15 protein-coding genes are annotated in these 12,863 nt (G+C 68.4%); 4 read left to right on the top strand and 11 right to left on the bottom strand.

Annotated elements, in window-relative coordinates; translation table 11 throughout:
- The first annotated feature begins 16 nt into the window (after positions 1–16).
- Together AB0M22_RS04580 and AB0M22_RS04575 are read left to right on the top strand one after the other, a co-directional pair.
- Entirely contained in the window at positions 17–385 is a 369-nt protein-coding gene (locus AB0M22_RS04580; protein WP_364720991.1) for a DUF4189 domain-containing protein, read from the top strand.
- Between the two features lie 29 nt (positions 386–414).
- Entirely contained in the window at positions 415–975 is a 561-nt protein-coding gene (locus AB0M22_RS04575) for a hypothetical protein (protein ID WP_364720989.1), read from the top strand.
- Between the two features lie 60 nt (positions 976–1,035).
- Here the strand turns inward: AB0M22_RS04575 and AB0M22_RS04570 are convergent, their stop codons facing one another.
- Together AB0M22_RS04570 and dapA are read right to left on the bottom strand one after the other, a co-directional pair.
- Positions 1,036–3,075: an RNase J family beta-CASP ribonuclease gene (locus AB0M22_RS04570; protein WP_364720986.1), complete on the bottom strand. Its 2,040-nt coding sequence runs from the start codon at positions 3,073–3,075 to the stop codon at positions 1,036–1,038.
- A 142-nt stretch (positions 3,076–3,217) separates the two neighbouring features.
- A complete protein-coding gene (dapA, locus tag AB0M22_RS04565) occupies positions 3,218–4,126 on the bottom strand; it encodes a 4-hydroxy-tetrahydrodipicolinate synthase (protein ID WP_364720984.1) in 909 nt (302 codons plus the stop codon).
- A gap of 147 nt (positions 4,127–4,273) precedes the next feature.
- On the opposite strand from dapA, the gene AB0M22_RS04560 reads away from it, so the two are divergent.
- Positions 4,274–4,717: a hypothetical protein gene (locus AB0M22_RS04560; protein WP_364720981.1), complete on the top strand. Its 444-nt coding sequence runs from the start codon at positions 4,274–4,276 to the stop codon at positions 4,715–4,717.
- Here the strand turns inward: AB0M22_RS04560 and AB0M22_RS04555 are convergent, their stop codons facing one another.
- The 7 genes from AB0M22_RS04555 to dapB all read right to left on the bottom strand — a co-directional run bounded on the left by AB0M22_RS04555 (position 4,718) and on the right by dapB (position 11,185).
- On the bottom strand, positions 4,718–5,917 hold the full coding sequence (locus AB0M22_RS04555) for a crosslink repair DNA glycosylase YcaQ family protein (protein WP_364720978.1): 1,200 nt from the start codon (positions 5,915–5,917) through the stop codon (positions 4,718–4,720).
- 45 nt (positions 5,918–5,962) lie between these two features.
- Entirely contained in the window at positions 5,963–6,982 is a 1,020-nt protein-coding gene (locus tag AB0M22_RS04550; RefSeq protein WP_364720971.1) for a hypothetical protein, read from the bottom strand.
- On the bottom strand, positions 6,975–8,168 hold the full coding sequence (locus AB0M22_RS04545) for an ATP-binding protein (protein WP_364720969.1): 1,194 nt from the start codon (positions 8,166–8,168) through the stop codon (positions 6,975–6,977). The genes AB0M22_RS04550 and AB0M22_RS04545 overlap by 8 nt, the downstream gene beginning before the upstream one ends.
- Before the next feature lie 86 nt (positions 8,169–8,254).
- The gene (locus AB0M22_RS04540; protein WP_150405770.1) at positions 8,255–8,941 is read right to left on the bottom strand and encodes a response regulator transcription factor; all 687 of its coding nucleotides are present in this window, start codon (positions 8,939–8,941) and stop codon (positions 8,255–8,257) included.
- A 165-nt stretch (positions 8,942–9,106) separates the two neighbouring features.
- Positions 9,107–9,562 carry a flavodoxin family protein gene (locus tag AB0M22_RS04535; protein ID WP_150405769.1) on the bottom strand — a complete coding sequence of 152 codons (456 nt, stop codon included), beginning with the start codon at positions 9,560–9,562 and terminating at the stop codon, positions 9,107–9,109.
- 344 nt (positions 9,563–9,906) lie between these two features.
- Positions 9,907–10,416, bottom strand: a complete 510-nt coding sequence (locus AB0M22_RS04530) for a hypothetical protein (protein ID WP_364720965.1) — start codon at positions 10,414–10,416, stop codon at positions 9,907–9,909.
- Positions 10,417–10,438: 22 nt separating this feature from the next.
- Entirely contained in the window at positions 10,439–11,185 is a 747-nt protein-coding gene (gene dapB, locus AB0M22_RS04525) for a 4-hydroxy-tetrahydrodipicolinate reductase (RefSeq protein WP_364720962.1), read from the bottom strand.
- 134 nt (positions 11,186–11,319) lie between these two features.
- Here dapB and AB0M22_RS04520 point away from each other — a divergent pair, with 134 nt between their 5' ends.
- Positions 11,320–12,144, top strand: a complete 825-nt coding sequence (locus AB0M22_RS04520) for an alpha/beta hydrolase (RefSeq protein WP_364720960.1) — start codon at positions 11,320–11,322, stop codon at positions 12,142–12,144.
- On the opposite strand, the gene AB0M22_RS04515 is transcribed toward AB0M22_RS04520, so the two are convergent.
- On the bottom strand, positions 12,141–12,566 hold the full coding sequence (locus AB0M22_RS04515) for a type II toxin-antitoxin system VapC family toxin (protein WP_364720957.1): 426 nt from the start codon (positions 12,564–12,566) through the stop codon (positions 12,141–12,143). The genes AB0M22_RS04520 and AB0M22_RS04515 overlap by 4 nt on opposite strands.
- Positions 12,563–12,838, bottom strand: a complete 276-nt coding sequence (locus tag AB0M22_RS04510) for a type II toxin-antitoxin system Phd/YefM family antitoxin (RefSeq protein WP_364720955.1) — start codon at positions 12,836–12,838, stop codon at positions 12,563–12,565. The genes AB0M22_RS04515 and AB0M22_RS04510 overlap by 4 nt, the downstream gene beginning before the upstream one ends.
- Positions 12,839–12,863: the final 25 nt, after the last annotated feature.

The following is a 12,863-nucleotide window of genomic DNA, read 5'->3' as shown; positions in this document are numbered from 1 at the left end:
CCCTGTGAAGAAGTTTATGACTGGTGCAGCCGTCGTGGCCGCCGCAGGTTGCGCGCTGGCTATCAGTGCGCCTACGGCACAAGCCAAGGCTTACAACTACGGCGCGATCGCACTGTCCACCTCAACCGGACTGATCGGGTACTCCTACGATTACCCCGATTCGGGGTCCGCGCAGGCGCGGGCGATCCGCAGCTGCGGCGCCGGCGATTGCGAGACGGTGGTCTGGTTCGCCAACGGCTGTGGGGCGGTGGCCTATTCGAGCCGGACCGGCGCCTACAGCTGGGGTTACGCCGCGTCGCGCAGCGGCGCGCAGAGCAAGGCGCGGGTGAACAACTCCTCCGACGCCTACATCGTGCACTGGAACTGCACGTCCAACCACGGCTGATGTCCGCGAATCGATTCAGGGGAAACATCGTGAAACACCGCACTTTCCGGACCGCCGTGGCCGTCGTGCTGACCGCCGCCGCGTGCACGCTCACCGCCTGCGCCTCCGGCGACAAGGAGTCCTCGTCGCCGAGCACCTCCGCCAATCCCGACACCAAGCCCGGCGAGCTCCAGGGCGGAAGTGACAAGGGCGACAAGGAAACCGGCTCCGCGCCGACCACGCCGTCCTCGCCGGCCCTGGCCAAGCCGTCCACCCAGCAGCTGAACGACCGCCTGACCAAGGCGTTCGATCCGAACGTGCCGAACCAGGAGAAGATCAGCTGGATCCAGGCCGCCGAGCAGGATCCCTACCTGGTCGCCAACCTGGTCGACGCCGCCAAGAAGCAGGGCGTCAAGGTCGAGATCACCAAGGTGAACGATCCCACCGACGGCAAGCTGAAGGCCGACGCGAAGGTCACCATCAACGGCAGCCCGGTCGACGACGCGTTCGTTTCGTTCGTCTCCGAAGGCGGCGAATGGAAGGTCGACCACACCTTCGCCTGCAACATCGTCAAGAGCGCGAAGATCGCCTCCGCGGCTTGCGAGGAATGAGCTAGCTCAAACGAAAAGCGCCGGAAGCCAATGGCTTCCGGCGCTTTCGGCGTTATGGGATCAGACGCCGATCACCGTGGGCACGATCATCGGGCGGCGGCGGTAGGTGTCGGCGACCCAGCGGCCGACGACGCGCCGTACGCTCTGCGCGATCCGGTGGATGTCGGTGACCCCCTCGGTGGCCAGCCGCTGCAACTCCGCCTCGACCAGTTCGGCCGCGTCGGACAGCGCCGTCGGATCGTCGGAGAAACCGCGTCCGCTCACCTCCGGCGCGCTCACCGCCTTGCCGGTGGTCTCGTCGATCGCGACGGTGATCGAGATGAAACCGCCCTCGCCGAGCACCAGGCGGTCCGACAGCGTCGATTCGCCGACGTCACCGACCGAGAGGCCGTCGACGTACACGTGCCCGACCGGCACCCGCCCGACGATCGAGGCGATGCCGTCGACCAGGTCGACCACCACGCCGTCCTCGGCCAGCATGACCCGGTCCTCCGGCACGCCGGTCGCGATGGCCAGCGCGGCATTGGCGCGCAGGTGCCGCCATTCGCCGTGCACGGGCATCGCGTTGGTCGGGCGCACCGCGTTGTACAGGTACAGCAGCTCGCCCGCGGACGCGTGCCCGGAGACGTGCACCTTGGCGTTCTGCTGGGTGATCACCGTGGCACCGAGCCTGGCCAGGCCGTTCACCACCGCGAACACCGAGTTCTCGTTGCCCGGGATGAGCGAGGAGGCCAGCACCACGAGATCGTCCTCGCGGATGTTGATCTGGCGGTGATCGCCGCGGGCCATCCGGGACAGCGCCGAGAGCGGCTCGCCCTGCGAACCGGTCGAGATCAGCACCAGGCGATCGCCGGGCAGGGTCGCGGCCTGGTCCAGGTCGACGACCACGCTGTCCGGCACGGTCAGGTAGCCGAGGTCCTGCGCGATCTGCATGTTGCGGACCATCGAGCGGCCGACGAAGCAGATTCGCCTGCCGTACTTCTGGGCCACGTCGACCACCTGCTGGATGCGGTGCACGTGGCTGGCGAACGAGGCGACGATCACCCGGTTGCGCGCCTTGCCGATGACCGTGTCGAGCACGCCGCCGATCTCGCGTTCCGGCGTGACGAAGCCGGGCACCTCGGCGTTGGTGGAGTCCACCAGGAACAGGTCGACGCCCTCGTCGCCGAGCCGGGAGAAACCGGCCAGGTCGGTGAGGCGACCGTCCAGCGGCAGCTGGTCGAGCTTGATGTCACCGGTGTGCAGCACGACGCCCGCGGGGGTGCGGATGGCGACGGCGAGCGCGTCCGGGATGGAGTGGTTGACCGCGAAGTACTCGCAGTCGAACGGGCCGTGGTTGGTGTGCTGGCCCTCGATGACCTCGATCAGCTTCGGCTGCTGGCGGTGCTCCCGGCACTTCGCCGCGACCAGCGCGAGGGTGAACTTGGAGCCGACCACCGGAATGTCGGCGCGCAGCCGCAGCAGGAACGGGATCGCGCCGATGTGATCCTCGTGACCGTGCGTGAGCACGACGGCGACCACGTCGTTGATCCGGTGCTCGATCGGCCGGAAGTCGGGCAGGATCAGGTCGACGCCGGGCTGCTGGTCCTCGGGGAACAGCACGCCGCAGTCGACGATGAGCAGCTTGCCGCCGTATTCGAAAACGGTCATGTTGCGGCCGATTTCGCCGATGCCGCCGAGCGCGAAGATGCGCAGGCCGTTCTTGGCCAGCTTCGGCGGTGCGCCGAGGCGATCGTGCGCGAGCGCTGCGGCGCGCGGATCCTGTTGCGGCGCGGACTGTTCGGCGCGACCTCGACCGGACTGCTGACGGCCGCGGCCGGATTTGCGGGCCGGCTGGCCGTTTTGTGGCGCTTCCGCGCGCGGGGCGTTCTGCTTGGCCGGCGCGGACTTCTTCGCCGCCGACTTGCGCGGCTGCGAGGTCTTCGTCACGGCGGGCTCGGGCGTGGTCGCCGGGGCCTGCGCGACCTCCGGCTGCACCGCGACTTCGGGCTGGGCCGCGGGCTTTTCGACGCGCTTGGGCTGCTCGGCCGGCACCGGCGGCGGCGGTCCCGCGGTACGGGACGCGGTCCGACGGGGACGACGTGCGACAGGTTCGGTCATGCCTGCACCTCGCTGGCGCTCGGTTCCGGCCTGACCGGCGTCGCTGTGTCGATGATTCGCTCGCTGCGCTCCCTCATGGGCACCTCGATGCACTGGGTATTTAGCTCGCTCTGCTGTGTGGTGATTCGCTCGCTCCGCTCTCTCATCCGAGCACCCCGGCCGCCCGTAGATCGGCGGCGAGGAACTCGAGTTGTTCAGGGTTCGGCATCAACTGCGGCAACCGCGGCTCGCCCGCGTCGATCCCGAGCAGGCGGAGGCCGCCTTTGCTCATCGCGACACCGCCCAAACGGAACATCGCCGCGTTCAACGGCACCAGGCCGGCGTTGATCTCGCGGGCGCGCGCGACCGCGCCCGCGGTGTAGGCAGTGAGCAGCTCACGCAGCCGCTCGGGGACGAGATGTCCGATGACGCTGATGAATCCGGTCGCGCCGATCGACAGCCAGGGCAGATTCAGCGTGTCGTCGCCGGAGTAGAAGGCCAGGTCGGTGTTCGCGATCAGGTCGGCGCCGGCGTTCAGGTCGCCCTTGGCGTCCTTCACCGCGACGATGCGCGGGTGCTCGGCCAGACGGCGGATGGTGTCGCTGGCGATCGGCACCACCGAGCGCGGCGGAATGTCGTAGAGGGTGACCGGCAGGTCGGTGGCGTCGGCGACCGCGGTGAAGTGCGCGAGCAGACCCTCCTGCGAGGGACGCGAGTAGTACGGCGTCACCACCAGCAGGCCGTGCGCGCCCGCCCGCTGGGCGTTGCGGGCCAGTTCGATGGAATGGGCGGTGTCGTAGGTGCCCGCGCCCGCGATCACCGTGGCGCGGTCGCCGACGGCATCGACGACGGCACGCAGCAGGTCCGCCTTTTCCTGTTCGGTGGTGGTCGGCGACTCGCCGGTGGTGCCGGAGATCGCGAGCAGGTCGACTCCGCGCTCGACCAGGCGGGCCGCGAGCGCGACCCCGGCATCGACGTCGAGCTTGCCGTCGGCACTGAAGGGGGTCACCATCGCGACACCGACCGTGCCGGACGCGCGCAGCTCGTTCTGCGTCGATTCACCGTTCGTCATGGTCAGAAAGGCTACCCGGTCGAAGGAACACCCTCGACACCGTCGCCACCGAATGGACCGGCCGGTTCGGTGCGCGGTCACCCGCGGCACGATCGTGATGTCATTCCCCTCCTTGCGTGACATCAAATATGACGCCACACTGATGTCATGGATCTGAACAAGTACACCGCCCGCCTGCGCGAGGACCTGATCGCGGCCGCCACCCTCGGCGACGAGAAGACCCAGGCCACCGCGGCGGCGCTGGCCGCGGCGACGGAGAGCTCGGCCCGGCTGGTGCTACTTGCCGCGCTGTCCGAACTCGCCACCGAGCTCAGCACCGAGCTGGGTGACCGCACGGTGCACCTCTCGTTCGACGGCACCGAGGCCAAGGTCGATCTGCGCAAGAAGTCGTCCGCGGACGATCACCCGACCTTCGACGAAATGACCGGCGACATCAGCCGCGTCACCCTGCGACTGGTCGAAACGCTGAAGTCCAAGGCCGAAGAGGCTGCCGCACAGAGCAACCAGTCGTTGAACTCCTGGTTGTCCGGTGCGGTCTCGGGCGCCCTGCGCGACCAGATGCGCGGTTACGGGCAGAAGCGCGACGTCTGATCAGAGGAACGGGGCGAGATTGCCCTTGGCGCCGATCACGACCTTGTCGAGTTCGAGCCAGTCGGCCATTTCCCGCAGCGACTCGGTGAGGGCGTGCGCGGTGGCGGGGGTGTCGAAGCCGGGTTCGGCGAAGGCGGCGGGGACCGAGAGCCGGCCTGCGGCGCGTTCGGCGCGCAGGTCGACCCGGCCGACCAGTTCGCCGTTCAGCAGGAACGGGAAGACGTAATAGCCGTGCACCCGTTTGGGTTCCGGCGTGTAGATCTCCAGCCGGTAGTGGAAGTCGAAGAGTCGTTCGGTGCGGGCGCGGAAGAAGATCAGCGGGTCGAACGGGCACAGCAGTGCCGCGCCTTCGATGCGGCGCGGAATAGGCGTGCCCTCGCGGAGATAGGCGGGTTTGTCCCAGCCTTCGACCTGGACCTGATGTAGCTCGCCCGCATCGACGAGATCGGCGATGGCCGGTTCGGTTTGGCTGCGCTGTAGCCGGTAGTAGTCGCGCAGGTCGGGTTCGGTGCCGATGCCGTGTGCGGTGGCCGCGCGGAGCATCAGTTCGCGGATCGCGTCCTCCTCGGACACGGTGCGCGCCAGCACATCCGGCGGGATCACCCGTTCGGCGAGGTCGTAGTACCTGGCGAAGCTGACCCGCTTGTCGATCGACAGCGCGCCCGCGGCGAACAGCTGCTCGCAGATCGTCTTGGTGTCGCTGAGGTTCCACCAGGAACCGCCGCCGCGCGGCTTGTCCAACTCCAGATGCCGTTCGACGTCACCGGCGGTGCACGGGCCGACCTCGGTGAGCACATCCAGGATGTCGTTGCCCAGGCTGGGATTGCGCTCGACCACCTTGGTGGCGGCCGACCAGCGGCCGTTCTCGAACCGCTTCATCCGCCAGCGCATCAGCGGCCAGTCCTCGACCGGGATCAGCGCGGCCTCGTGCGCCCAGTACTCCACCAGTCGCCGCGGCCGCCGCGCGTTGTGGCTCCACGCCGCTTCCTCGAGCAACGACCGGTCGTAGGCGCCGATCCGGCTGAACACCGGCGCGTAGTGCGCCCGCACCACCGCCGATACCGAATCCAACTGCAGCAGTTGGGTTTTCTCGACCACCCCGAGGACCGCGCGCCGGGTGGCCCGGGCCGGCCGCCGCGCCGCGAACCCCTGCGCCGCCAGCGCAATCCGTCGCGCCGCCGCCACACTGAACTTCCGCATCCCTGCAATATGCCACGGGGGTCCGACAAGCTTCGCCGAGCGGGCCTAGGTGGAGATCTTGATGCTGCCGGCGGCGTCGATCTCGGTGCGCCGGTCTTGTTCGGGGGCGTTGGCCAGGACCGTGGCGAGGATGCGGCGGCCCATGGGGAGCACTCGAACGGTGACCGAGCCCGTGTTGGCGGCGTCCAATTCCTTTGTCGCGGCTTCGATTACCTGTTGCCGGACCCAGCGGGGCACGCCGGCGAAGCCGCCGTCGTCGAGCAGGACCACCTCGACGCCGCGGGAGCGGGCGCCGCGGGCGGCGCTGCTGAGTTCGTCGGTGACGAGTTGCGGGGCGCGCAGGCCGTCGCGCAGCTCCGCTTCCAGCAATCGGCACTGTTCGCGTTCGGTGGCGGTGAGTTCGACGCCGTCGGCGATGCGTTCCAGGATCGGCCGGGCCACCTTGTCCAGGCGGGCCAGCTGACGGTCGCGTTCGCCGTTCTCCGCGGCCATGGTGGCCTCGGCGGCGGCGCGCATCGTCGACTCCTCGCGCAGCAGGCGCAACGAGCGTTGCGTCGGCCGCATGATCACCGCGAACAGCGAGACCCCGGCGACGGTGGAGATCGGCACGATCGAGCCGGCGATCACCTCGCCGCGCAGCCCGTTCACCACGCCGACGGTCGCGATCACGGCCGCGACGCCACCGACGCCGAGCCACGCCGCACCCAACCGTCCGCGCAGCACGAGCACCGCGAGCACATAGGACGACGCGAACGCGGTCCACACCTGCTTGGACCAGCCGTGTTCGGCGTCGAACGAGGTGAGCGCGGTGGCCAGCGGTCCGGACGCGGCCACAAAAATCGTGGCCGGCAACGGCAGCGGATCGACCGGGATGACCACCACCAGCACCCCGGCCGCGGCCAGCAGCACCAGCGCGCTCACCGCCGCGACCAGCGGCGAATCGCCGAAGTTGCGGACCATGTACAGCACGATGGTCGCTTGGAGGATGAGCAGGAACAGCCCGGCCGCCGGATCCCGCAGTCCGAGCAGATCGCGCAGCCCGAATTCGGTATCCGAGTCAGCCATCGCTACCCCACACCAATGTCACCGTGGTGCCCTCGCCCGGCTGCGATTCCACGAAACCCGCACCGCCGGCCAGCTGACGCATCCGGCCGAGGATGCTCACCGAGATGCCGAGGCGATCGGCGGGCACCTGACCCAGATCGAAACCCGCACCGTCGTCCCGGAATACGACCCGGATGCCGCCCGCGCTGATGGTCACCGTGACGGTGCGCTGCACCTCCCGGCCCGGCACGGTCGCGTGCCGCAGGCTGTTGCGCACCGCTTCGGTGAGCGCGGCGGCGATGGTGCCCGCGGCGTCCACCGGCAGTCGCAGGTCGTCGAATCCGGACCAGCGGCGCGCGGTGAAGCGGATGCCGGGGTTGACCTCGTGCACCGCCGACCGCAGGAACCCGGTGGCCGACTGCGCGTCCAGCCGATTCGGTTCGACGTCGCCGACCCGGCATTCGTCGAGCTGTTCGAGGGTTCGCTCGGCCTGCCTGCGCAGCACCGGCGAATCGGTGCCCGCCCGGGACGCGTCGAGCAGCGTGGACAGCACCGCGTCGTGGATCAGCGCCGCGAAACGCGCACGTTCACGATCACGAGCCGCGGCGCCGGCCACCGCCGCCGCACGCCTGCTCTCGATCGCCGACTCCCGGTCCACCCGATCCGCGGCGGCCTTCGCGTAGATGGCGCACCACAGGAACAGCGCGCACAACCCGGCCGCGCGGACGAAGTCGCCGGCCCACACCACGGGTGTCGCGTCCGGCAGCACAAAGGCATTGGCGAACGCCGACAGCGCCGCACCGATCACCAGATAGATCACCGCGAACAGCGGCCGCCAGGCCAGCACGGCCGCGAGCACGCCGAGCGCGAGCACCCGATACAGCCACACCGAGGATGCCTCGGGCGCCGGATCCGGATACGCGAACGGGATCACCGCCATCGCGGCGAGAAAACTCACCGCCGCCGCACCCGAAACCAGTTGGATCAGTTGCCTGCTCGACGCGATCGACACCGCGGCCAGCACCGGGAACAACCCGAACGCCAGGACCACCGTGAGGATCGTCCAGCCGCCCGCGATAAACCGGCTCTGGTCCGCGATCTCCGGCAGTTCCACCACCGCGACGATCACGCCGGCGATGCCGATCGCCAACCCGAAGCGGCGCAGAATTCGATCGGACGCGCCCTCGTACCCACTCTGTTTGGACACCGGAGCCGCTCCCCTGCGCCAACGGCTCGGGGAGATGCGCTCGAGTGACACGGTTGGGGTCGGGGTGTCCAGCATGCTGGACGCAGTCATCCGCGTGGATGCCGCTCGGGCACCGGAAGCCATCCGTCCTCCACTGCCCGCTTGTACAGGTCGGTCTTGGTCGGCGCCGGGCGGCCCGCGTCGGCGTACTTCTGCCGGATGCGACCGAGGTAGTCGTTGACCGTCTGTTCGGACAGACCGGTCAATCGCGCTACCCGGGAAGCCTTCTCGCCGGACGCGTACAGCGTGAGCACCTCTTCCTGACGCGGGCTGAGCCCGACGTCGGACAGCTGCGGATCGCCGTCGATGGCGGCGGCCCAGTCGGTGGTCACCACCTGTTCGCCGGAACCGGCGCGGCGCACGGCGGCGACCACGGTCTGCACGTCCTCGGATTTGCGCACCACGCCGAGCACACCGGCCCGCGCGGCGGACCGCACGAGGAACGCGTTGTCCGCGCCGGTGAAGATCAGTACCTCGATGCCACGGTCGCGCAGGGCGCGCACGTTGTCCTCGGGCGTCGACCCGTCGGCCAGGCGCAGGTCGAGCACGACCAGATCCAGTTGCGGTAGATCCTGAGCGGCGGCCAATAACTCGGGCACCGTGCCTGCGGTCAGCACCAGGTCGAGATCGGGTTCGGGCGCAAGCATTGCGGCCAGTCCGATCGCTACTGATTCGTGGTCTTCGACCACTCCGATCCGGCGCGGTGCGTTATTGCCCCCTTCGGCCAACGTCACCTGAAATCTCCATTCCCGAGCAAACTCGTCACATCCCCACCGCAACAACGTTCTGTCAGTATGCCGGGCCGAAGCACCGAATGGTCAGACACCAGAAATCGGGGCCGTCCCTAAATCGCGTCCGGCAGAGATTGTCACTGCCAGCTATTTCGGGGACAAAAACTGTCAGTCGCCCATTAGTTGCGCGGCAATGGTCGCACCGAGCTCCCAGCAGCGCTGGATGTCGTCCTTGGTGGGTGGGCCGGACACGATGACCGGTGCGGCCGACTGTTGCCAGCCGAGGCCCGTGGTGACCCGTTCCACCCCGCGTTCGGCGCCCTCGGTGCCCTCGTTGCCGTGCAAGTAGAAACCGAAGGGCCGACCGGTGGTGGAGTCGAGACAAGGATAGTAGAACGTGTCGAAGGCGTGCTTGAGGGCACCCGACATGTAGCCCAGATTGGCCGGGCTACCGAGCAGATATCCGTTGGCGGCCAACACATCCGAGGCGGTGACCGCGAGCGCCGCGCGGCGGACGACCTGTACGCCTTCGATCTCCGGATCGTTCGCGCCGGAGACCACCGCCTCGAACATGGCCTGCATGTGCGGGGACGGCGTGTGATGGATGATCAGCAGCTGCGCCACACGACGAGCTTAGTGTTCGTGCGCGGATCCCGGTCGGCGCAGGCCGCCGCGAGATAGCGCAGGTCTTGCTCGAATGGTCGCACCGAGTCGGTTCGCGGATATCCGGCGAAGTAGTCCGCAGCCTCCTCCGGTCATGGCAGTCGGCGGATGGCAGCGCGAAATATCCTCGGACGTGAGCGAATTCACCGGACGGCCGGCGCGCGCTCCGGGCGATTCGGCCGATGGCACGTCCGGAAGTCGTAGTTGAAACCGTCACTACCGCGTCGAGTCGGCTTGTCGGTGAAATCTGCGGCCATCAGTGTTCGTAGAAACATCGCAATATGCGCAACAGCTCCGGGGCCGGTTCAGCGCGCTTGGTCGCGTTCGAGTTTTTCCAGCGCGACGGCGCGGCGCATGGTGGCGCGGGCGCGGGTGCGGTCGCCGGCGTAGTCGTAGGCGCGGGCGAGGCGGTAGGAGACGCGCCAGTTGTCCGGGTCCGCTTCCCATTCGGTTTTGACCTGGGCGAACAGTTCGTCGGCCGCGTCCCGTTCGATGCGGCCGGACGGGCGGTGCGGCAGTTCGGAGACGTCGAGTTCGCCACCCTCTTCGTGCATGCGGCGGGCCAGGCGCTGGTGGGCCAGCGCGGCGAGCACGGTGGCCGCGACGACCCAGACGCCGACGAACGGCAGGATCAGCACGCCGATGCCGATGAGGATCGCGGCGACACCGCCGGTGCCGATGAGGCTGAACGCGATTCGGCCGAGCAGCAGGAAGTAGAAGCCGAGCACGAGGACCAGCACGGCGAGGAACGCGACGACCTTGACCACGTCGCGGTTCTGCTTGGCCCCGTCCGCGGCGGGGTCGGCGGCGTTCACGCTCGCACCTCGATGCGCTCGCTCACAGGTCGAGGAAGGGGTCGAGGCCGACGGTGAGGCCGGGGCGCTGGGCGATCTCGCGCACGCCGAGCAGCACGCCCGGGGCGAACGAGGATCGGTCGATCGAGTCGTGCCGGATGGTGAGCGTCTCGCCCTGGGTGCCGAACAGCACCTCCTGGTGCGCGACCAGGCCGGCCAGGCGCACCGAGTGCACCCGCACGCCGTCGACGTCGGCGCCGCGCGCGCCGTCGAGTTCGGTGGTGGTGGCGTCGGGGCTGCGGCCGACGCCCGCCTGCTCGCGGGCGGCGGCGATCAGGCCCGCGGTGCGGTAGGCGGTGCCGGAGGGCGCGTCGGCCTTGTTCGGGTGGTGCAGCTCGATGACCTCGACCGATTCGAAGAACCGGGCGGCCTGTTCGGCGAAGCGCATGGACAGCACCGCGCCGATGGCGAAGTTCGGGGCGATCAGCACGCCGGTGTCAGGGCGGTCGGCCAGCCAGCCGCGCACCTCGTCGAGGCGGGCGGCGTCGAAGCCGGTGGTGCCGACGACGGCGTGGATGCCGTTCTGCACCAGGAACTTCAGGTTCGCCATCACCACGTCGGGGTGGGTGAAGTCGACGACGACCTGGGCGTTCGCCGCGGTGAACGCGTCGAGCGAGTCTTCCTTGTCGACGGCGGCGACCAGTTCCAGATCGGCTGCGGCGTCTACCGCCGCGCAGATGGCCTGTCCGACTTTGCCGCGCGCTCCGAGCACTCCGACCCGTGTGGTCACCGCACCTCCTCTTTCCGTTTTCGTCGGTGCCAGCCTATCGACCTGGCCGGGGCGCCGGTCTGCTGACCTCTGTGATTTACATTGCTACATGCGCATGTTTGCGCACCACCGATATCTCCCCTACCGTCACGGGCGTGGCTTCGATTCGGGAACGGGCAGCGATCTTCCTTGGGCAGCACGACCGCAAGAAACTCGATGCCGGACAACCCAGTTGGCACTACTACACCGGCGGCGCCGGCGATCCGGTGCTACTACTCGGTGGCGGTTCGGGGATCGGTATCGGCTGGCTCGATCTGGCGCCCGCGCTGACGCCGCGGTTCCGGACGATCGCGCCCGACTATCCGTCGAGCGCCGGTTCGTGCGCCGAGTTGGTCGACGGCTTGGTCTCGGTGCTCGATGCGGAGGGGATCGATCGGGCGCATGTGATCGGGCAGTCGGCGGGCGGCATGTTCGCGGAACTCCTTTCGCGTCGGGTACCGGAGCGGGTCCGGTCGCTTACCTTGTCGAGCACCGGGTTGTACGGGCCGGAGGATGTCGACCGGCTGCGGATGCGGGTGAAGACCACCTTGGCGACGCCGTGGCCGCAGACGCAGGAGGCGATTCGGACCGCGTTGCGGAGCACCTGGCAGGACTCCGACGACGCCGAGTTCTGGATCGAGCAGGTGGTGACGGCCGCCGACGCGGCGGGCAGTGCCGGTGCCGCCAATTCCTATCGCCTACTGCTCGAACTCGCCGAGGGTGTCGACGAGCTCATGCAGGGTCCCGCCTGGGCCGGACCCACACTGCTCTTCCGCGCGGACGACGATCCGCTGATCACCACCACCCACACCGGGCGCCTGCGCGACCTGCACCCGAACTGCGATTTCCGCACCTTCCCCGAGGGCGGTCACTCCCTGCTGATCAGCCGGACCGCCGACTACATCGACCTGGTGACGGAGTTTCTCGCACGCGCCGACTAGTCACGCCAGGGGCATACGACTGGCACCCCGGTCGGGGCAAAATGCTTGACGTTGCGCGTAACCACTTCGAGCCCATGGGATTCCGCGGTTGCGGCGATCAGTGCATCCGCGGCTTCAACGGGATTCCCGCTCCCCTCGGTTCGCGCAACCATCCGTCCCCATGCCTGTGCGACTATCCCATCGACCGAGAGGAGGCGTCCCTCGAACCGGTCGATCAGTGACTCCGTCAGCCAGTCCACCAGCCGACGCTTCTTGGGTGAGTCCACCATCTTCTCGATACCCTTGCGGATTTCCCCAAGGGTGATGACGCTGAGATGAAGGCGATCCTCGTCAGCGGTGTGCAGCCACAGGCTCAGGCCCGGATCCGGCCGGGGCTTCACCCATTCCGACACCGCACTCGTATCGAGCAGATAGCTCCTCACAGTTCTACGTCGCGCACATCCATATGGATGCGTTCGATCTCGACACCGGAATCGCGCAGCGGCGAGGCCGCGAAAAACTCCGCGAGACTCCCCTGCCTGTTCGTCTTCTGCCGCCATTCATCGATGTGCACGACAACAGCGACCTCTCGCCCGTGCTTACTGATCACCTGCGGCCCCTCCCGTTCCACCTTGTCGATCAACTCGGACAACCTGGCCTTCGCGTCGGCAAGGGGCCATGCGATATCGGGTCGCGCCGACCGCTTTCCAGCCATCTGATCACCCGTTTCGACTACTTTG

The sequence above is a fragment of the Nocardia sp. NPDC051756 genome (assembly GCF_040681495.1).
Taxonomy (GTDB): Bacteria; Actinomycetota; Actinomycetes; order Mycobacteriales; family Mycobacteriaceae; genus Nocardia.
Note: the sequence above shows the minus strand (reverse complement) of the source record. Positions and strands in the feature narration are given on the sequence as shown.

Excerpts from the sequence above, each read along its gene's own strand:
- AB0M22_RS04580 (WP_364720991.1), top strand. The coding sequence starts at position 17 with ATGACTGGTGCAGCCGTCGTGGCCGCCGCAGGTTGCGCGCTGGCTATC.
- AB0M22_RS04570 (WP_364720986.1), bottom strand. The coding sequence starts at position 3,075 with ATGACCGAACCTGTCGCACGTCGTCCCCGTCGGACCGCGTCCCGTACC.
- dapA (WP_364720984.1), bottom strand. The coding sequence starts at position 4,126 with ATGACGAACGGTGAATCGACGCAGAACGAGCTGCGCGCGTCCGGCACG.
- AB0M22_RS04560 (WP_364720981.1), top strand. The coding sequence starts at position 4,274 with ATGGATCTGAACAAGTACACCGCCCGCCTGCGCGAGGACCTGATCGCG.
- AB0M22_RS04555 (WP_364720978.1), bottom strand. The coding sequence starts at position 5,917 with ATGCGGAAGTTCAGTGTGGCGGCGGCGCGACGGATTGCGCTGGCGGCG.
- AB0M22_RS04550 (WP_364720971.1), bottom strand. The coding sequence starts at position 6,982 with ATGGCTGACTCGGATACCGAATTCGGGCTGCGCGATCTGCTCGGACTG.
- AB0M22_RS04510 (WP_364720955.1), bottom strand. The coding sequence starts at position 12,838 with ATGGCTGGAAAGCGGTCGGCGCGACCCGATATCGCATGGCCCCTTGCC.